A 19040-nucleotide genomic window follows, 5' to 3' on the forward strand; every position below is an offset into this window, starting at 1 on the left:
TTCAAAAATACCAACATTCTGCACTCCAATGATTTTTAGAATCATGAGATATGTCGATACCTCGATTAACAGCGATACACTTTTCCTGAGTAAAAGGGATAATGTACAAAAGGAACTATTATTAAATTAAGCTTAGATTTTCCGTAATCACCGGGTTCACCCCGGATCCTGCGCACATCATTTCAGACGCTCTCACATACAAAAAAATCCTCTTGTCCTATTTGGTCAAGAGGATTGGGATTGCGTTCGCGTAGAGCCCTCTACGCAACCAATCTCTTCTGGTACCGTGACAAAACCACCGCTAGGCTTGTCAGCGCCACAACAAGAAGAGCAATTAATTGCGAGGTCGTAAACAGTCCTACTTCGCCACGGATAAGATCGCCTCTATAGAACTCAATGACGAACCTTCCAAGACCGTATAGGATTAGATAAAGAGCCGCTACGAGTCCGGCTTTTGTCGTTCTTTTGGCAACGTAGAGCAGAAGGAAACAGAGACTGAAGCTAAACACACTCTCGATCATTTGGGTAGGAACTAAGGCAACCCCATTCGGTGCGATTGCGGAATCGTGGAACGTAATGCCGAACCAACTGCTGGTCTCTTCCCCATAACAGCAGCCAGCGAGCAGACAACCGATTCTGCCGAACCCTTGCGCTAATGCAATCGAAGGCACAAAAAGATCGAGATGTTTAAGGAATTTGATTTTATGGATTTTGCAATACAAGAAGCCAGCCCCAATACCGCCAATGATTCCGCCGTATACGACAAACCCTTCGGCAAAGTTAAGAAGAAGGCTAGGATCATTGACGATATTATGCATTTGGGTTAACCAGAACAATAGCTTAGCCCCTGCGAATCCGCCTGCCAAGCACCAGCCTGACAGAGAGGCAACATGAGACAATGGGAACTGACGATTGGATGCCCTGTAAGCCACAAGTCTATAAGCAAAGAATATACCAAGAGCGATCATTAATCCGTATCCATAAATGGTCACAGGTCCGATCTTAAACAACTCATTATGCATCGTCTCTCTCCCCTGTCTGCGTCTTGATTTCGATTATACTACACATTGTATAATGATTGGGTATTGGCGTCAAATATACACGGGATACGTCTTTGCCGACCTCCTATCGGGTTACGGGACTAACCTTGACCTTTTCCCAATATATTATGGTTAGACTGCGGTTTCCCGTCATGCCGCTCATGAATGAAACACGTGCCTTTCATATCTGATAGCGTTAATGAGGGCTGCATGAAGATTGCATGAAAGATCATCCTTTTGCGTTGATTTCTGGCGGAAAACGCTTTATAAAAAGGATGAGAGCACAAGATTATAACTTTTTATTTAATCGAATAGGAGATGATTGTATGGACGCTACTTTTTCCGCAAACGCAGGCAAATGCCCATTCGGGCACGGAAGTGCAACGAGTCCCCAATCCAGCGGCACGTCGAACCGAGATTGGTGGCCTAACCAGTTGAACCTCAATATCCTGCATCAACATGACCGCAAATCGAATCCTATGGGAGAAGATTTTGACTATAGAGAAGAATTTCAAAAGCTAGACTACCATGCACTGAAGCAGGACCTTCGCAACCTCATGACAGACAGCCAAGACTGGTGGCCTGCCGATTATGGTCACTATGGTCCATTCTTCATCCGTATGGCATGGCACTCCGCTGGTACTTACCGCACAGGTGACGGCCGCGGCGGTTCTGGAAGCGGCTCGCAGCGGTTCGCTCCGCTAAACAGCTGGCCGGACAACGGCAACCTGGATAAAGCCCGCAGGCTGCTATGGCCGATCAAACAAAAGTACGGCAACAAAATCTCTTGGGCCGACTTATTCATTCTGACGGGCAATGTTGCCATCGAATCGATGGGCGGCAAGACGTTCGGCTTCGGCGGCGGCCGCGAAGATATCTGGCATCCGGAAGAAGATATCTATTGGGGCAACGAAACGGAATGGCTCGGAGATAAACGTTATAAGGGCGACCGCCAGCTGGACAATCCGCTTGCCGCTGTTCAGATGGGTCTGATCTATGTAAACCCTGAAGGTCCGAACGGCAACCCGGATCCGCTTGCGAGCGGCCGCGACATTCGCGAGACATTCCAAAGGATGGGCATGACCGATGAAGAAACGGTTGCGCTCGTAGCCGGCGGCCATACGTTCGGCAAGGCGCACGGCGCTGGCGATGCTGCGCTCGTCGGCGCTGAGCCGGAAGGCGCTCCAATCGAAGCGCAAGGTCTCGGCTGGTTGAGCACGCATGGCTCCGGCAAGGGCCGCGACACGATCACGAGCGGTATCGAAGGCGCTTGGACGGCGAATCCTACGCAATGGGACAACGGATTCTTCGACCTGCTGTTCGGCTATGAGTGGGAATTAACGAAGAGCCCGGCTGGCGCTCATCAATGGGCTCCGATCAATCCTGCTGAAGAGCATCTGGCGCCGGACGCTGAAGATTCGTCCATCCGTGTCGCAACGATCATGACGACGGCGGATATGTCGCTGCGAATTGATCCTGATTTCGAGAAAATTTCGCGGCGCTACCACGAAAATCCCGAAGAGTTCGCAGACGCTTTCGCCCGCGCTTGGTTCAAGCTTACGCACCGCGACATGGGCCCTATCGCAAGATATCTGGGTCCGGAAGTGCCGGCTGAAGAGCTCATCTGGCAAGATCCTGTACCAGCCGGTAATTACGAATTAACGGATGCTGATATTGCAGACCTCAAATCCAAGATTATCGACTCTGGCCTTACGGTCAGCGAACTCGTTACGACGGCTTGGGCTTCGGCGAGCACGTTCCGCGGTTCCGATAAACGCGGCGGCGCGAACGGCGCCCGTATCCGGTTTGCTCCGCAAAGCAACTGGGAAGTGAATCAGCCTCAGCAGCTGACGAAAGTGCTGACGATTCTCGAAGGCATTCAAGAAGACTTCGCTCAAGAAGTTAGTCTGGCTGATCTGATTGTGCTTGGCGGCAGTGCCGCAGTAGAGAAAGCTGCGCGGGATGCGGGCTTCGACGTAACGGTTCCGTTCACCTCCGGACGCGGCGATGCCACCGAAGAACAGACCGATGCTGAAAGCTTCGCAGTTCTGGAGCCGATCGCAGACGGCTTCCGCAATTATCAGAAGAAGCAATACAGCGTAAGCGCAGCCGAGCTCCTCGTAGACAAGGCGCAACTGCTGAACCTTACGGCTCCGGAAATGACGGCGCTTATCGGCGGCATGCGCGTACTCGGCACCAACTTCGGCGGTACGAAACATGGCGTATTCACCGACCGCGTGGGCACGCTCACGAACGACTTCTTCGTCAACCTGCTCGATATGGGCGTTGCGTGGAAGCCTGTTGACTCCGCCGTGTACGAAGGCCGCGACCGCAAGACGGGAGAAGTCGTCCGTACCGCGACCGTCGTTGACCTTGTGTTCGGTTCGAACTCCGTTCTCCGCGCCATTGCAGAGGTATACGCGCAGGACGACAACAAAGGCAAGTTCGTTCGCGACTTCGTCGCGGCTTGGGTCAAAGTCATGAATGCAGACCGTTTCGACCTGAAATAGAACTCATCTTCTAATAAGCTTGGAACACGATAATAAAATAGGTGAGCAGATCTAATCGATCTGCTCACCTATTTTTATTTGTAGCGCTTATTTTCCCCGCTCTATCCGTGCGTTCTATTCTCGACGAGCCGACCCGCATTGTCGAGCACCCATCAGCAAGTCCCGAATCAACATGATTGAGTCGTTGAAGAGCGTGGAGTAATCCGACCGATGTTGTTTTCCGCCAATCGGATTATAATGAAAATATGACAATATTAGGAGTGATTAAGAATGTCGCAATTGGCTTCCATTCAAGAACTGAACACGCAAATTGCCGAATTGAATCAACTACTTAATGAACTTCGGGCAATCTGCCCATCTGATGATACTGCCGTCGTCATAGTCCCCGACAACGTGCAAAAGGATCTGAAGGAGGCGGGCATTGCGATTGATACCACGCAAGACATTACGGGGAACGATGTTAAGACATGGATGAAAGAAACCGAAAGTCAAATTGACTCCTTGAATAGCACCCAGCAATTATTGATGATCCAGCTTCAGAGTGAAATGAATAAACAAAATGAGGCGAACCAGCTGCTCTCCGATCAATTAAAGAAACAACAAGACGAAATCAACGCGATAATGAACAATATGAGGTAATGTTCACCCGTCCATGACGGTTTAACCGGGCTCTTGAATCGCAAGACGTTCGATAACGTCATTCAGGAACGGGCAGATATGCGGCACCGCCTCACGTCATTCGTACAACCGCAATCGCGAAGCGAGCCATAAGATATCATACTTTCCTTGAAGGGGCGATCTTATGGCCATTACCGTGAAGCGTGCATTACTTCAACTTGCGAAATTGAATGTGAAATTGGCGACTGACGTAACATTCAGAAAAAAGTATGAAAATATTATCGGCGATACACAAACAAGCACAAGCAAAAGAGTATTGCAGCTAAGAGCACTGCTGAAATCGGCCGGTTTCATATCGCCAAGCCGGGTACGCGTGTTGAACGATTTGGGAGAAACGCCGAGAGCAACCGTCTTCTATAACGCTATCGACGTCCAATTGCAGACCAGCACGACCGTGTCCTTCACCTTCCAATTGAACCCTGGACCGTGATAGTAATAACGTAATCGATTACTCTAATACCGTGAGAAGACGCCGAAGGCCATCCCTCCGGCGTCTATCCCTTTAACTCCTTCTTGTACTCCGCTCTGATCTTATGACAGATCCAGCCAGATCAGCTCTGCGACAGCAAGACATACTCCCACCACATTAGCAACAATGAAGAACCACTTCCGCGCCGTTCGGCTAATTGGCTCCGATGACCAGAACCATTCCCATATCACAATTCCATTAATTACAACGATAATAATAAGAGCTAACCACCAATTTGCCGCCATACCAACTCCTCCTTCCATATATTTTCGTGATGACAACTCCGGCTAGCTATTCTGGGAAATTTTAATCCATTGTTTCTTGGTCTCTATGAATTCATATACGTTCATGATTTCGGCGCTGTAATCTTCATTAATCTCAAAATAGTTAACGCTATGCTCCAGACACTTTTTTCTCAACTCATCATGTTCTCTAATCAGATCTTCCACTGTCCTGCCCTCACTGTATTGACGTGTTTCTATTGCATTCCTGTGAGCAATGATATTGGACTCAAAATTATTTAATATATAATTTGTTGAAAATCCAAGGAATACCGAAATGATATGATCCGAATAAGATTTAGCTATGCTCTGAATATGATGCGGCAATATGTAACAGCCTTCTATAATTAAACTTTGACTATTCTCTATATTGGTCATAATCACTCCTTTCAGAATGGGCCATAATTTCTCTCCGATCCGTTCATCACTATCAAGCGGCGTAAACCCAATATTGTTGATTCCTCTGTACAATCCCATTTTCAAATGATCAACCGAAAGATAGGGGATCTTGTACTTCTCTAATAATCTCTGTGACAAAAGAGTCTTGCCCGTGCAGCTATTACCGCTGATTAGAATAATCATATCGGTCTCCTTAACTCTTCAATTTCTTTTATGTACTCTTGTAAAATGGATTTATTTCCGCAGTAAGAAAGATACTGCTTATTTTCTTTCTGATATTTCTTATCAAGATCTGCAAGTTCGGCAATGGCCCCATTACGTTTTATTGTTAGCTGTCGATCGAATTCCTCACTAGCAATAAAGTTGTGTTTATAGAACGTACTAAGTGCTTTTAAATCATTGACTCTTCCATTTGATATGACTAATAGTTCTTCTTGTATTTGAGCAATCTTCTCCTTATCCCAACCATCAATGATATGTTCAAACAGCCACTCGATCCATTCTCCATCGCCTTTATGATCTTTAAGTATAGCTTTAACATATGGCACAATTGGGTCACCCAATTGACCAAGCAATTGAGCGATTTGATTTGCACCAGGCCAAGTCATGTCTTGCAACCATTCCAGTAACCCTGGAAGAATAACCTTGATCTTGGGATACCCAAGTCTTGTAATGACCTCTGCAGCACCATCCCACACTCCTTTATCATGCGGTTGAAGCAGGAGATGCATATCTTTATCCTCAATTAAGAGTAATTTCTCGATTGCACGATTCTTCTCTTCTTCCGAACTGTCCCATGACAGGTTCATGATTAAGCGATTGATATCATCCATTTGGATCACCTTAGTATGAATTTGTCGAACTGAGTTGAGATTTCCTAAACAAGCTTATTTTGCTTTTGTCCACTATCCCTTTGACTCAGGTAAAGCATTTGTATTTTGGACAAGCATGCGGTCAACTCCTATTTATCTTCTGGTAATCAATTCTTTGAAATTTGATTATGATCGATGCTCCTGAGGACAATTGAATCTCATGGTTCAAAGAGTCATCCTCATTCAGAGTCAACTCGTCGTATGTCCTATTCCGTTGTGTAAGAATAGCCTCAATTTTAGTTGGGTACTTAACGGTTCTTCTATTCCTTGTATTCATAATAGAAAAGCTTTCAAGCTTAGCATCGTGAAAGGAATTCACGGAGAAAAACTTGATCATCCGATACAAAATATTTCATCGTTTCCTTCCTTTCGCATCAAGCCCAGATCTGACGGACTCAGCCAGTGCTAGGTTAAATTAGCCCAAAAACCTTGACGCTCCTACCAATTCTCCTTGAGAATCTAAATATCGTAATGTCTGTTCAACATCATCTATATCTAATGATTTCATGATTATTAGATTATCTATGTACATTCCTGGCGGATCCATCATTGAATGATTAAAGTGTTCGACTAGCTTATCGGGAGTCGTCATATTACACCAGCGACGTGATCCGTTATTAAAAGAGATGGTTACCTCTACGATATTCCATTCCATAATATCATCATCAAATTTCCAGTCTATCATTTGCATTACAGGTACTTCACCTGTCTCAAAATACCCTTTGCTTATCCATATCCGTCTACCGTGATCACCAATTATCCGATACTTGTCAGCATCTTGATCGACTACTTTATATGCTTTCCCCCGGGTCAAAGCATACTTATACACGCCGACACTTGTACAAGTAACAATCTGTTCTTCCAAGCCATCACCTTCTTCGAGGTTTATTTCCTAAATTCCAACACAGATAAATTATACCATCACCAATGCTCTTGCATCGAGAAACATGGCCATCCCGCTTGCTTGTAAAATGGATGCCACCCGCCTGCTCAACCGATTTTCCTGAGTGAAAGGGATAGTGTACAAAAGGATACGGAGCCTGCTATTCGATTCCATCTGACCCAACGCCACCTCCACATCTACTGTCTGTCACACATAAACAAGCCTCTTCCGCAACGGAAGAGACTTGTCTGCTTTAGGTCGTTATTTAGTGATGACGGCGTACTTGAATAGAAAATACTTGAATAGAAAAGGAGCCCTAGATGACAGGCTCCTCCGAATTTGAGGCCACCGGGACAATACCCGGAGCCCGTATGCTTATGGCCGCAGCGCTAGCTTTCCGACGGTTGCCCGAGCCTCTAGATCCGCAAGCGCCTTCGACCCGTCGGCCAGGTCATATACGGTAGGCTGGACGGGGGTATACACACCGGCATCCATAAGCGCGAACAGCTCGGTCATCAACTCGCCGAAAATCTCCGGTGCAGACGCGATCAGCTCGGAGATGTGCAGTCCGATGATGTGGATCTGCTGCTTGAAGATGAGCTCCCAGTTGGTTACCGCAGCTTCTCCGCTGGCCGCCCCGAATACGACGACCCGACCAGTAACCCGTTTAGCTGCTGCCAAGCTCGCACCGAACGTATCGCCGCCAACCGACTCCAGCACCAGATCGGCACCTTTGCCGCCGGTTAACCGCAGCACCTCGGCAGTAACGTCGAGATTGCGGTAGTCGATGACATGGTCGGCGCCTAGTGCCCGCACCGTCTCATGCTTGCCAGGCGAAGCGGTAGCAATAACGGTCGCTCCGTAATGTTTAGCCATTTTCACCGCTGCCTGGCCAAGCCCGCCCGCTGCAGCGTGGATCAACACCGTCTCTCCGGCGGCTAAGCGGCCTAGCGGCTTAAGCGCAGCCAGCGCAGTCGCCCAGTTGATAATCACACCCAGCACTTGCTCGTCTCCCCAGCCTGCCGGCACGGGCACCACCGCAGCCGCGGGCACAACCATGTACTCGGCGAATGCTCCATATCCGGCGCCGATGACGCGGGCGCCAAGCTCTAGACCGGATACGCCCTCGCCCAGAGCGACGATTTCTCCTGCGGCCTCGAGTCCCGCTATGTATGGCGCCTCTGGACCATTGTAGTACGTACCGCGAGTCTGCATGGTGTCGGCAAAATTAATGCCTGCGAATGCGACTCGGATTAGAACTTCTCCCGGCCCTGGGGTCGGGACTGCTGCATTGTCAATCAGGCGCAAATCTTGGGGGCCGTTCCGTGTTGTTTGCTGCAGTGCTCGCATGATGGAGGGAATGCTCATAAGAATCGACTTCCTTTCCTCTGCTTGCTATATTGGTGGAACATTGAGGGCATAGACTTAGATGCTATTTACATGTTATTCCAGTCTACAGATTTGAACAAGAGCTTTTTCGTAAGCGCGTGATGATCGTTGATTATCAATTGAAATAAAAAGAGAAGCATAGGCCGGTGCCTATGCTTCTTCTTGTTATACTATCGCGATAATCCGCGCCACTCCGAGGGCGGCATCTTCTTCAGCTTCTTGAACATCCTGCTGAAATAGTAGATATCGTTAAAGCCTGTTTGGAGCGCCACCTCGGAGATCGTCAACCGTCCGTCGCGCAGCAAGCTTTCCGATTTGTTGATCCGCACGAGATTGATGTATTCGACCAGCGTTTTGTCCGTCAGTTGCTTGAACAACCGGCTGAAGTGATACCGGCTGAGGCCGACCAAGTCGGCGAGCTCCTGCACGGTCAACTGTTCCTTGTACCGGTTGTCGATTTCGTGGAACACCGGCGCCAGCCTTTCCAATTCCTTGATGCGGGAATTGTACTCCACAGCGTTGCGCATCGTCGCCTCTTGCCCCCGCACAAGCAAAGCAAGCAGCTTGTACAGATGGGATTTGACAGCCAACTCGAAGCCCGCCTCTTCCCGTTCCAGCTCCGCGTAGATCGCCATCATGCAATCGGTGAACTGTTCATCCTTCCCGATCCGATTGCGGAACAACATCCGACGCTGCGTGATCGGGGAGATGAATTTCCGTTCCACCGCGTCTTCGGATTGGCTATGCAGCAAGGTAATATCCACGATCATCGCATAATAAGACAAATCTTTCGAACGCGCGATCCCGTAGTGCAGCTCGTTGCTATTCACCACGCATAAGTCGCCTGCTTGGAACTCGTACGGAACCGAGCCGCACTCGATCGTTGCGCTTCCCGCTGCGAAATACAAAAACTCGATATGATCATGCCAATGGTGGGAGAACAGCGTCTCCCCGATCTCGAAGCGTTCGCGCCGAGGGGGATGGATCTTGATCGGGAACGCAGGATTGGGCATCGGCATCGGCTCGCGTAACGAAGCCAACTCATTCTTGTCCATAAACAAGCCTCCAAAATCGCACGATCGTGCAAATGTAAAGCATGCTTCTTCATGGTTCGTACCGCTCATCTCATTATAATACAAAGTAGCAAGCCAGCAAAAACATCTACTATGTTCGGGAGAGTGCGCTCATGAAGGAACCCCTTCGCATCAGCGTTATCGGTACAGGATCGATTTCGGAATTTCATTTGAATGCTTACGCAGCCAATCCCGCGGCCCAAATCGTCGCCATCTGCGATGTGAACGGCAAACGGGCGCAAGCCGTCGCCGACAAATACGGCGCGGACAAGACATTCACGGATTACCGCGATCTGCTCGCCGATCCGGCAATCGACGCGGTGAGCATCTGTACGTGGAACAATACGCACGCCCCGATCTCCATCGCCGCTCTCGACGCGGGTAAACATGTGCTCGTAGAGAAGCCTTTATGCCGTACGGTCGAGGAAGCGCTCGCGATCGAAGAAGCCGTTCACCGCTCGGGCAAGCTGCTTCAGGTCGGCTTCGTCCGCAGATACGATCCGAATGTGCGAATGCTGCAACGGTTTATCGACGCCGGCGAATTCGGTGATTTGTATTACGCAAAGGCGTCGACACTCCGTCGGCTCGGCAATCCGGGCGGTTGGTTCTCTGACGTCGAACGCTCGGGAGGCGGGCCGCTGATCGACATCGGCGTGCACGTCATCGATCTTTGCTGGTATTTGATGGGGCGGCCGAAGGCGACGACGGTCAGCGCTAATACGTACCGCAGACTCGGCAACCGGTCGAATATCGACAACCTCTCGTTCTATAAAGCAGCCGATTACGATGCATCCAAGAACACGGTCGAAGATTTGGCGAACGCGATCATCCGCTTCGAGAACGGCGCTTCCTTGATGGTTGACGTCAGCTTCACCCTTCACGCGAAGAAAGACGAAGGACTGGTCCGACTCTACGGAGACAAAGGCGGCTTCGAGATCGACCCAGAGATCGCAATCGTGACGGAGAAGCATGACACGATCTTGAACGTCGTGCCGCAAACCGACTCCTCCCGCCTCGACATCCATGCCGCGTTCCAGAACGAAATCGATCATTTCGTCGACTGCGTATCGAACGGCTTGACGCCGATCAGCCCGGTCGAGGACGGCGTGGCGATCATGCGAATTTTACGGGCCATTTACGAATCGGCGGAGAAAGGCGAGGAGATCCGTCTATGATCATCGGCGTCAGTACGTACAGCTTCTGGCAGGCCATGCAAAAAGGCGAAATGGACGTCGTGCAAGCGATCGGCCAAATCGCCGCGATGGGCGGAGAGCATGCGGAAATCGTACCTCTCGGGTTCGACTTGACGGCGAATCCCGAGTTGATCGGCGCGATCCGGGACAAGGCCGCGGAAGTCGGCATCGTGCTGTCCAACTACGCGATCAGCGCCAACTTCGCGGGCTTGTCCGACGATGCATACGAATCGGAAATCGAACGGGTACAACGTGAAGTCGACATCGCCGCGGCACTCGGCGTATCGCTGATGCGACATGACGTCGCGCATTCAGAGGATCGTTCGATCGGGAGATTCCTCTCGGATTTACCCCGGCTCGCGGAAGCCTGCCGGCGAATCGCCGACTATGCGGCGCCGCTTGGCATCACGACAAGCGTGGAGAATCACGGCTACTATGTCCAAGCGAGCGATCGAGTGCAGGCGCTTGTCGGCGCCGTCGACCGGGCTAACTTCCGCACGACGCTCGATATCGGCAACTTCGTCTGCGTCGACGAGGATCCAGTGTCTGCGGTTCGCAACAACATCTCCATCGCTTCCATGGTGCACGTGAAAGATTTCTACCGCAGACCGGCGGCGAACGATCCCGGCGAAGGCTGGTTCCGTTCGTCCGGAGGCAGCTACCTGCGCGGAGCTATCGTCGGCCAAGGCGACTTGGACATCCGATCCGCCTTGCGAATCGTTAGGCAATCGGGCTACGACGGCTACTTGTCCATCGAGTTCGAGGGCATGGAGCCCTGCGAGCAGGGAACGCGAATTGGACTCGATAACGTTCGAAGATTATGGGAAGAAGCCGCGTTATAATCGATGGATGGAGGAATCGGCATGGCTGCTAACATGGTTCAACCCTGGAAAATCGGCGTCATCGTGGACAGCTTCAGAGTCGGCGTACGGGAAGGACTTGTCAAAGCTCGCAACCTCGGCGCTGACGGCGTGCAGATCTACGCGGTAGAAGGCGAGATGGATCCCGCGAATTTGACCGCCGCTGCCCGCAAGGAATGGAAAGACTACATTGCCTCCCAAGGTCTGACGATCACCGCGCTCGTCGGCGATCTCGGCGGGCACGGCTTCCAAGACCGCGCGGCGAACGCCGCTAAGGTCGAGAAGTCGAAGCGAATTCTTGACCTCGCCATTGATCTTGGCACGAACGTCGTCACGACGCACATCGGTATCGTTCCTGAAGACCGTAACGGCCCGATTTACGCCGCGATGCAAGAAGCGTGCGCAGAGCTGAGCCGGTACGCGACGGAGCGGAACGCCTACTTCGCGATCGAGACGGGGCCGGAGACGGCGGCTCATCTGAGAAGCTTCCTCGACGGGCTCGGCTCCAAAGGCGTCTCCGTCAACTTTGATCCCGCCAATATGGTCATGGTTACCGGCGACGATCCGGTTCAAGGCGTGTACACGCTGCGAGATTATATCGTTCATACCCACGCCAAAGACGGCATTCGCCTGCGCGAGATTGACCCACGCCTCATCTACGGCTCGCTCGGCTTCGAACCCATGTCCCACGAGAAGTTGGCCGAGCAAGCCTCTACCGGCGACGCCTTCCGCGAAGTACCGCTCGGAGAAGGCGGCGTCGATTGGGACCGCTACCTAGCCGCGCTCCGTGACATCGGCTACGATGGCTATCTGACGATCGAGCGCGAAGTCGGCGACGACCCAGAAGCGGACATTGCCGCAGCGGTAAAGTTTTTGCGAGGTAAGTAGTTAATAAGGAAAGCCTCGGCCTTGGAGTTATTCAAGGTCGAGGCTCTCTGTTTATTCATGGTCATTGGACATCATCCGAACTCCGCTCCTTGAATTACCTACTGATTTCCGATGATATATTTATCTACCTGATTGAATTTTATTTTATATTGGCTTTGTAAGTATCTCCCCAAGCTTTTATCTTTATATTTTAATGATGCGTTCACTTTTACTTTTCTATTGCCCTTTAAATGAAGAATATAATAATCCTCAGGGTTCGACTTTCCAATTTGAATATAAACTTGACCATATTTTTTAATTGTCACTGCATCTATTGATTTTATTTCTTTGATTTCAATCTCTTCTCTCTTCAAGTAAAAGGATCGTTTAATGATTTTCGATTCAATTATCTCGATATCAAATGAAAATGAATAGATAAAGAGATAAAGAAGTAGTAATACAAAAATAATGGCTAAAGTGTTCTCGGCATAGATGAGGCTAATAATAATGACGGCCAAAATGATAATTATCCAAACAATTGATGTAGTCGCTCTGAACTTCATGGGTTTGTCGCCTCTCTGGGTTGTAAGTGCGAATTTAGTCAGCATAATGCTTACCCGAAACGCCTCTGCCGGATCTAAGGCGGAATGGCCCGATCACTAATTATAGTCAATTTCATTCAAACCTGATTTGTTGTAGTACCCATCAATTGTTATTGAAGTTCCGGCGCTTCCTGATGACCAGGAATAGTTAACCCATAATGGCATTTTATTAGGAAATTCAATTTCATACCCCATATTCCCAGATGAGGCTACTTCATTAAACCCTTTAATCTGTTCATAATGAATGCTCTTTTGTGTTAATTGAGTAGCCAGATCAAAATTAAGTTCCTGTGAATTTATAGGTATTGATAAAGTAAATTTGTTTACCCCGCTCCTAGGACCTAGTAAGTCTAAATCCCAATAAGTTGGTTCAATATTTTTCTCTAGTCTTGGAATCCATTTACCATTGATTAGTATCAGAACTTTAGCACTTCGTTTTCCATCAACTACTCCTGTTGTTTGCCAATCAATAAAGTGATTCTCCCGCTCAGACAATACTTTCCAGTCGTTGAGAGTACCGGCATCTTTATTAAGAGCTAACAAACTAATAAACTCAATAATATCAATACCTGTGCTATCCTGATTTATGACTTCTTCACTTATTTCTTGTTTTTTCAGTTCTTTTGTTTGGTTTTTTGATTGATAATACAAGTTGTATGTATAAATATTTGTAAGTATTAATACTGTTATTATAGTCAGCATTACTTTCTTCACGATTACCCCCGAGGACTTACTTATTAATTTCGATTGACTTAAGGGCAAAAAGAAAGAGAGAATTCCTTCTCTCCTCCCATTCTTAATAAGATAGCCAACCATTTGTTCGATAGTCATGTGGCACTGGTTTAAAATATTCTTCTTTGAATATATTGTTCTTAAACTTCATTCTAAATCTTCTTTGTGTGAGCTTCCGAATCCATTTAACTTCATGATTATAATAATGCTTCGTTCTTCTGTGATTTCGAAATTCATTTAATTTCTTAATTCTTGGATTAAAATCTCTTTGATACTTGCAATAATTTTTCAAATACTTACTACGCTGTTCCTGTTCCCATGCATTAACTTCATCGCTGTCAAACAATAATATCCCTGGTACTTACTTTAGATTTACCTGATTTAAGGTATAGAGTAATGTACCTAGAGATCTACAATATAAGGAGGTATCAATGTATGACCTCTTTCCCCTTATTGAATGGTTATATCTTACAACAAACATATGAATTTGAGAATATTTGAGCTTCGAGGCTTTCAGATAATATCTTTATAACCATACGTGAATATTTCCGGAAACATCCACCTTTTTCGTCATTATTTTTCTTCACTTTCATCAAAAGCATTAGGCACATATACATAACTTTTCATTTCCATTGAATCATAATTAAATGAATAGACTCTAAGACAATCTTTACATCTATGTACTACTCGTCTTGGCTGTGGCATTTCATTAATATAATCGACATCACTTGTTAACCCATCTATTTCTTTGTCTGTATATACAACATATTCTTGAAAAATATCTTTGTTCCCACATTTGCAAGTTTCAATACGATTGGCTGCTTTACTCACTTCTTCTAATTCATATACTTCAGTTACTTTAATACCTTTAAATAAATATAGCCTGAAACATTGTGGACATCTCCAAACATCTTCCTCTGGCCAATCCAAGACAGCAACATTCTCTGACATCGCCTTATTCCATAATTCAATCTCAGTGGCATGTATTTGAATATCATTTGGGACTAAACCATTCCATAATCTTTCACCACAAATGCATTGGAACTTCGCCATCTTAATCCCCCTACAATAGCAGTGTCTAAGTCTAACATTTCATTCGTTCGAATAACCCTTAATAATGTAAAGATAAGGTGGTTTATATCTCCCTCAATACTCTGCCGAACCTAGGGCTGAATCGCTTACTCTAGTTCTTTATATTTATAAATCTTTTCAATACATCTATAATCCTCTTTACTAAAAATCATTGGTGGTACTTTATCTAACCATTCAACTCCAGATTCTAAAAACATGTTCTTTTCAATCAACTCTCTTGGATTATTCATATCCCTCCCCATCCGTTTCCAATTCACTAACTCATTACTTGTTTCTACTTCAACTACAATTAATGTGCACGATAGGTCACAATCATCCGGACACATTAACACGGGTATTATCTTCACTTCTTCATTCATGTCATAGACTTGCTCCACTAATCGCCGTTCATCTTCCATACTAAACCAGTCTGTTATTGTTGGAATTAATCCTAACAAAAAACCATCCGGGTATATCTCATTCAACAGAATATCAAGTGGTATTCCATCAATTAAGATAGTGGGATGATCATTAATAACGAATTTGCTTTTCATATTCTCAACTGATATCTTGTTCGTTATTGTTATTGTTTTCAGCCTCCTTGACCTTCTTCTATTCAACCTCAGGTATAGTAGCGTGATGCAAGAATACTTCCTTCATTGTTTAGCCTGATAGTACAAATCCTCACTAACTTATAGGCGCCCGAGTCGTCAGAGATTTAGCTAGTGCAAGGTTGTCCGACCGATGCGTGAACACAGTGTTGTCAGAAGTGATTGTCTTCTATGATGATCTTATATATTATGTTGTTTATTTAATATCTCCCGAGCTCGCTCATTATTATGATCCTCTTTCTATTAAGTACATTAATTTTTGATAACGTTCTCGTATTCACGAACCCTCACTGGCTTAAGTCGCGAATGCACCAGACCGTCAGACTTAGCCAGTCCAGAGTTGTCCGGCTGCAATAAATATTAAGAGTCTCTTTTTACGATTTTCATTTTCTTTGCTAGTACCCATCCATTAAAACCAATTGAAGAGCAGATTACAAAATATTCATACTGCTCTTTGACTAGCATTCCTCTCAGTTCATTTAAAGTTTCATAGGAAGTTGGCCAACAATAGGGTTTATGTCTTTCCAATAGTTCTACATTCCCTTCAACAAAACCCTCAATATCATAAGTATCAATATCTAATAAAACACTTCCCTGTAGTTGATCCTCAAATAAATGCGCCAAGACATCGGTAAATTCTATCTTTAGTTTATTCTCGTTATACTCTGTATTAATAATAATAATACGATCTTTTAGATTGACTTCATAAGAAATCACTTCATAATCATGAACCGGAGCCATTAAGAATTACCTCACTCTCTAATCGTCTCGGTGATTGTTTTGTAGTGTAGACTTAGTCATTCTCCATAAGACTACATAGGAAGGAATCTAGATTTGTGACATTAAAATGCTTTGAACTGCTGATGCCGGAGCGCGGTTGAAGAAGTCGATTCGATGCTTAAATATGGTGTTAAAAGGTATCTCCAGCTTCGAGACTCCTCTTACAATCCTCTCATCACTTATTTACAACTCCAAAGGGGACATGGACTGAAGGAAACGTTCTAGCTACACCTTCGATATGGCCTACTTGATCATCAAAGAAAATATGCGGCCTAAACACGCTTAGTACTCTAATCTTTTCAATTCCACCAAGAAAAAATGCCTCATCAACTCTAATATCAAGCTTTCTAAGTGTAGTAATTACTCTTTCATGAGCTGGCGCATTTCTAGCTGTTGCAATTGCCAGTCTGATTCTTGATTTATATTCCGGATTACTGTGATTCTTTTGAATTTCTCTTTGTTGCAACTTAGATATTTCAGTAAAGAACCGCATTAATGGTCCTGCCGGTAGTGGCTGACTGGCTAATTCTTTCTCATGAAAATGAAAATTTTCTAGAGCTCCGCTTTGAAAAATGGACTCGGCTGAATCATCAGCAATGATCCCGTCGAAGTCAAACGCTAAACGAATTTCATTATCCTCATTGTCATCAACATAATCTGAAGGATAAATACATCCTGCAGGGTAACCATGTTCTACTGCTTCTTTTACATCTTTTGGGTTTCCGGATAAGAACAAGCTAGCGTTGAATGAATCCATGTATTTAAACGGGTTATTCCCAGTAACAAATGCTGCTCTACTGATTCCTAACTCATAATGTTCAATTGACTTTAACACCCTCAATCCTGTATCAGGATCATTCCTTGATAACAGAATTACTTCAACAAGTTGGTCCTCTGGAGTATTAATCTTCAGTAATCTTTTTATAAGAGGGAATGCAACACCTGGTGATAAAATATCATTTTCTTTTTCTCTTTGATATGTGCGATATGCTTCTTCTCCATTATCTTTAAATACACGATCGGATTCTGTAAGATCAAATAGTGCGCTAGAGGCAACTGCTATTACAAATTTACTTTCGATATCAAATGGCATTATTATTATCAACCTTTCAATTTATTTCTGCACTTGCGGGAATCCCTAATAACGTCTAGTAATCACGAGAACCCTGGCTGGCTTATGCGCGTCAGCGCGGGTTGTCAGACTTGGCGAAATTGAGTTCTCCACTTAACAAATAATTCTGTTGGAATATTTAATTCCTCAGATCCTTCCCATTGATCCATATACCTTTCAACAGAAGCGTGAATGTGGTGTTAGATGAAGTGGATGCCTCCTTGAAATTGCATACATTTTTATTCATCTTTAAATTTATTGTTCTCAACCCAGTCCCAATACGTGGAAAATAATAAATCATGAATAAAATCTTCCCGATCTTCAATATCTTCTATCTCTTCAAATCTGCATTCGATTAATTCAACTTTTTCATAGTTCGAATCAGGAATATCACCCGATCCATCTATTATGTTAAAGAGATTAAATAATGGATACATACTTGCATTTATCATAATTTTCTTGAGTGTTTCTTCGATTCCAGGATTACTATCTAATACTTCAATTAATTTGTTTATCTCCGAGGTAGTGATTTCAACATTTGGAGGATAGGAAACCATCTCTTGAAGTTTGTTATTACGAAGAGATTGAAATGACCAATCTGCTGATTCATGAATATCGTTGTGAAGGTAAAATAAGAGAGAATTCAAATGTTTTCCGTTTAACTTCTTCATTAATATGCCTCCTAAACAGTCTGCATCCATTTCATCTAACGTTCTTGTATTCACGAAACGACCCAGCTTTAGATAGCTCTTATCTTAGGCAGGGTCGTCTGTTGTCTGAGTATTCTTCCATGGGGTGGTAGCCCCGCAGTGAATAAAGTGTTATGCGTAGTTACTCAAGATACCAGCTCTATTTTATGCTTTGGTATAAAAACTCAACTTCACCATCTAGCAAATATCGATATTCAAATAATTGCATTGTTCTTTCCCTAATTCTCTCCCGTATAACCGTGCCTAGGCTTACCGATCCTTGTGTTCCAAGGTAACCATTATTAATAAATGTCTTCTCTACAAATTTTGCTTCCCTTAAGTGATACTGTAACCATTCTTTCTGCGATTCAATTAGTGCTTCTCTTGGTTCTCTATCCAACTTAGAAAGAAGCTTTTTATAGATTTGATTCAACTCTTTATCCCAAATCTCTGTATATCTGCCTTCCAACGCCCCCCATGCTAATGTTGTAATATTCTCTTTGGATTTTCTAAATTCATTTTATTCCACTTCATAATCATGATCTATAGGATTTCGAAGCATTTCATCGTAAAATTCTCCTTTCAAATCTAAGTTCCCAATGCTCATGGATAACACTTCATTATTAGAAGGATCTGTTTGACCTTCAGTTATTTCTTTCGATTCTGTTCCATTACCTGTACTCACTACATCAATTATTATCTTTAATATTTACCGGTAATGGCGCATAACTATATTATCTGCGAATATTATAATAATTGGTATCTAAACAATTTCCAATTTTTTACCAATATTTTCTTTGAAACAAAAAAAGAGACGGACAATCTTGTCCCTCAATCCGTGTGTATTTAGTTCCCCTCTTCATATCCCCTAGCATCCACTCCATACGCGCAGGCAAATCCGGGGTTCGCCCCTTTAACGGCTCCGCCAAG

The 19040-nt window shown here is 45.5% G+C and carries 21 protein-coding genes; 6 read left to right on the top strand and 15 right to left on the bottom strand.

Annotated features, from left to right (window positions below):
- Positions 1–260: 260 nt before the first annotated feature.
- A complete protein-coding gene (locus PKO01S_RS24060) occupies positions 261–1022 on the bottom strand; it encodes a prolipoprotein diacylglyceryl transferase (RefSeq protein WP_127533994.1) in 762 nt (253 codons plus the stop codon).
- A 344-nt stretch (positions 1023–1366) separates the two neighbouring features.
- Between PKO01S_RS24060 and katG the strand changes: the two genes are divergently transcribed.
- The 3 genes from katG to PKO01S_RS24075 all read left to right on the top strand — a co-directional run bounded on the left by katG (position 1367) and on the right by PKO01S_RS24075 (position 4658).
- Positions 1367–3550: a catalase/peroxidase HPI gene (katG, locus tag PKO01S_RS24065; protein ID WP_127533995.1), complete on the top strand. Its 2184-nt coding sequence runs from the start codon at positions 1367–1369 to the stop codon at positions 3548–3550.
- 270 nt (positions 3551–3820) lie between these two features.
- Positions 3821–4189: a hypothetical protein gene (locus PKO01S_RS24070; RefSeq protein WP_127533996.1), complete on the top strand. Its 369-nt coding sequence runs from the start codon at positions 3821–3823 to the stop codon at positions 4187–4189.
- A 163-nt stretch (positions 4190–4352) separates the two neighbouring features.
- Entirely contained in the window at positions 4353–4658 is a 306-nt protein-coding gene (locus tag PKO01S_RS24075; RefSeq protein WP_127533997.1) for a hypothetical protein, read from the top strand.
- 101 nt (positions 4659–4759) lie between these two features.
- On the opposite strand, the gene PKO01S_RS24080 is transcribed toward PKO01S_RS24075, so the two are convergent.
- The 6 genes from PKO01S_RS24080 to PKO01S_RS24105 form a co-directional block, all read right to left on the bottom strand.
- Positions 4760–4942: a hypothetical protein gene (locus tag PKO01S_RS24080; RefSeq protein WP_127533998.1), complete on the bottom strand. Its 183-nt coding sequence runs from the start codon at positions 4940–4942 to the stop codon at positions 4760–4762.
- 42 nt (positions 4943–4984) lie between these two features.
- Positions 4985–5560 (bottom strand): adenylate kinase family protein, encoded by a 576-nt coding sequence (locus PKO01S_RS24085; protein ID WP_127533999.1) that lies wholly within the window; start codon positions 5558–5560, stop codon positions 4985–4987.
- Positions 5557–6210, bottom strand: a complete 654-nt coding sequence (locus tag PKO01S_RS24090) for a DUF5071 domain-containing protein (RefSeq protein ID WP_127534000.1) — start codon at positions 6208–6210, stop codon at positions 5557–5559. Before PKO01S_RS24090 ends, PKO01S_RS24085 begins: the two co-directional genes overlap by 4 nt.
- Positions 6211–6664: 454 nt before the next feature.
- Positions 6665–7114: a hypothetical protein gene (locus tag PKO01S_RS24095; RefSeq protein WP_127534001.1), complete on the bottom strand. Its 450-nt coding sequence runs from the start codon at positions 7112–7114 to the stop codon at positions 6665–6667.
- A 393-nt stretch (positions 7115–7507) separates the two neighbouring features.
- Positions 7508–8500, bottom strand: a complete 993-nt coding sequence (locus PKO01S_RS24100; protein WP_127534002.1) for an NADPH:quinone oxidoreductase family protein — start codon at positions 8498–8500, stop codon at positions 7508–7510.
- 191 nt (positions 8501–8691) lie between these two features.
- Positions 8692–9576 carry a helix-turn-helix domain-containing protein gene (locus PKO01S_RS24105; RefSeq protein ID WP_127534003.1) on the bottom strand — a complete coding sequence of 295 codons (885 nt, stop codon included), beginning with the start codon at positions 9574–9576 and terminating at the stop codon, positions 8692–8694.
- Positions 9577–9707: 131 nt separating this feature from the next.
- On the opposite strand from PKO01S_RS24105, the gene PKO01S_RS24110 reads away from it, so the two are divergent.
- The 3 genes from PKO01S_RS24110 to PKO01S_RS24120 are packed head-to-tail and all read left to right on the top strand — an operon-like array spanning position 9708 to position 12535.
- On the top strand, positions 9708–10769 hold the full coding sequence (locus tag PKO01S_RS24110; protein WP_127534004.1) for a Gfo/Idh/MocA family protein: 1062 nt from the start codon (positions 9708–9710) through the stop codon (positions 10767–10769).
- Entirely contained in the window at positions 10766–11629 is an 864-nt protein-coding gene (locus PKO01S_RS24115) for a sugar phosphate isomerase/epimerase family protein (RefSeq protein ID WP_127534005.1), read from the top strand. The genes PKO01S_RS24110 and PKO01S_RS24115 overlap by 4 nt, the downstream gene beginning before the upstream one ends.
- A gap of 21 nt (positions 11630–11650) precedes the next feature.
- Positions 11651–12535: a sugar phosphate isomerase/epimerase family protein gene (locus PKO01S_RS24120; RefSeq protein WP_246070710.1), complete on the top strand. Its 885-nt coding sequence runs from the start codon at positions 11651–11653 to the stop codon at positions 12533–12535.
- A gap of 98 nt (positions 12536–12633) precedes the next feature.
- On the opposite strand, the gene PKO01S_RS24125 is transcribed toward PKO01S_RS24120, so the two are convergent.
- The 8 genes from PKO01S_RS24125 to PKO01S_RS29470 form a co-directional block, all read right to left on the bottom strand.
- Positions 12634–13077, bottom strand: a complete 444-nt coding sequence (locus tag PKO01S_RS24125) for a hypothetical protein (protein ID WP_127534006.1) — start codon at positions 13075–13077, stop codon at positions 12634–12636.
- Between the two features lie 96 nt (positions 13078–13173).
- Positions 13174–13830, bottom strand: coding sequence for a hypothetical protein (locus PKO01S_RS24130; RefSeq protein WP_127534007.1), 657 nt, complete (start codon positions 13828–13830; stop codon positions 13174–13176).
- A 591-nt stretch (positions 13831–14421) separates the two neighbouring features.
- Entirely contained in the window at positions 14422–14901 is a 480-nt protein-coding gene (locus PKO01S_RS24135) for a hypothetical protein (protein WP_127534008.1), read from the bottom strand.
- A 125-nt stretch (positions 14902–15026) separates the two neighbouring features.
- Positions 15027–15473 (bottom strand): hypothetical protein, encoded by a 447-nt coding sequence (locus PKO01S_RS24140; RefSeq protein ID WP_127534009.1) that lies wholly within the window; start codon positions 15471–15473, stop codon positions 15027–15029.
- Positions 15474–15890: 417 nt separating this feature from the next.
- Positions 15891–16271, bottom strand: coding sequence for a hypothetical protein (locus PKO01S_RS24145; protein ID WP_127534010.1), 381 nt, complete (start codon positions 16269–16271; stop codon positions 15891–15893).
- Positions 16272–16485: 214 nt separating this feature from the next.
- A complete protein-coding gene (locus tag PKO01S_RS24150) occupies positions 16486–17403 on the bottom strand; it encodes a 5'-nucleotidase (RefSeq protein ID WP_127534011.1) in 918 nt (305 codons plus the stop codon).
- A gap of 257 nt (positions 17404–17660) precedes the next feature.
- Positions 17661–18092 carry a hypothetical protein gene (locus tag PKO01S_RS24155; RefSeq protein WP_127534012.1) on the bottom strand — a complete coding sequence of 144 codons (432 nt, stop codon included), beginning with the start codon at positions 18090–18092 and terminating at the stop codon, positions 17661–17663.
- Between the two features lie 178 nt (positions 18093–18270).
- On the bottom strand, positions 18271–18603 hold the full coding sequence (locus PKO01S_RS29470; protein ID WP_407669700.1) for a lysozyme inhibitor LprI family protein: 333 nt from the start codon (positions 18601–18603) through the stop codon (positions 18271–18273).
- Positions 18604–19040 lie beyond the last annotated feature (437 nt).

It is taken from the genome of Paenibacillus kobensis NBRC 15729 (genome assembly GCF_004000825.1).
GTDB lineage: Bacteria > Bacillota > Bacilli > Paenibacillales > Paenibacillaceae > Paenibacillus_T > Paenibacillus_T kobensis.

Bases quoted from the DNA above. Each gene is read 5' to 3' on its own strand.
- PKO01S_RS24140 (WP_127534009.1), bottom strand. From the start codon at position 15,473: ATGAAAAGCAAATTCGTTATTAATGATCATCCCACTATCTTAATTGAT.
- PKO01S_RS24090 (WP_127534000.1), bottom strand. From the start codon at position 6,210: ATGGATGATATCAATCGCTTAATCATGAACCTGTCATGGGACAGTTCG.
- PKO01S_RS24105 (WP_127534003.1), bottom strand. From the start codon at position 9,576: ATGGACAAGAATGAGTTGGCTTCGTTACGCGAGCCGATGCCGATGCCC.
- PKO01S_RS24125 (WP_127534006.1), bottom strand. From the start codon at position 13,077: ATGAAGTTCAGAGCGACTACATCAATTGTTTGGATAATTATCATTTTG.
- PKO01S_RS24110 (WP_127534004.1), top strand. From the start codon at position 9,708: ATGAAGGAACCCCTTCGCATCAGCGTTATCGGTACAGGATCGATTTCG.
- PKO01S_RS24115 (WP_127534005.1), top strand. From the start codon at position 10,766: ATGATCATCGGCGTCAGTACGTACAGCTTCTGGCAGGCCATGCAAAAA.
- PKO01S_RS24150 (WP_127534011.1), bottom strand. From the start codon at position 17,403: ATGCCATTTGATATCGAAAGTAAATTTGTAATAGCAGTTGCCTCTAGC.
- PKO01S_RS24060 (WP_127533994.1), bottom strand. From the start codon at position 1,022: ATGCATAATGAGTTGTTTAAGATCGGACCTGTGACCATTTATGGATAC.
- PKO01S_RS24085 (WP_127533999.1), bottom strand. From the start codon at position 5,560: ATGATTATTCTAATCAGCGGTAATAGCTGCACGGGCAAGACTCTTTTG.
- PKO01S_RS24155 (WP_127534012.1), bottom strand. From the start codon at position 18,092: ATGAAGAAGTTAAACGGAAAACATTTGAATTCTCTCTTATTTTACCTT.
- PKO01S_RS24135 (WP_127534008.1), bottom strand. From the start codon at position 14,901: ATGGCGAAGTTCCAATGCATTTGTGGTGAAAGATTATGGAATGGTTTA.
- PKO01S_RS24100 (WP_127534002.1), bottom strand. From the start codon at position 8,500: ATGAGCATTCCCTCCATCATGCGAGCACTGCAGCAAACAACACGGAAC.
- PKO01S_RS24120 (WP_246070710.1), top strand. From the start codon at position 11,651: ATGGCTGCTAACATGGTTCAACCCTGGAAAATCGGCGTCATCGTGGAC.
- PKO01S_RS24145 (WP_127534010.1), bottom strand. From the start codon at position 16,271: ATGGCTCCGGTTCATGATTATGAAGTGATTTCTTATGAAGTCAATCTA.
- PKO01S_RS24070 (WP_127533996.1), top strand. From the start codon at position 3,821: ATGTCGCAATTGGCTTCCATTCAAGAACTGAACACGCAAATTGCCGAA.
- PKO01S_RS24075 (WP_127533997.1), top strand. From the start codon at position 4,353: ATGGCCATTACCGTGAAGCGTGCATTACTTCAACTTGCGAAATTGAAT.
- katG (WP_127533995.1), top strand. From the start codon at position 1,367: ATGGACGCTACTTTTTCCGCAAACGCAGGCAAATGCCCATTCGGGCAC.
- PKO01S_RS24080 (WP_127533998.1), bottom strand. From the start codon at position 4,942: ATGGCGGCAAATTGGTGGTTAGCTCTTATTATTATCGTTGTAATTAAT.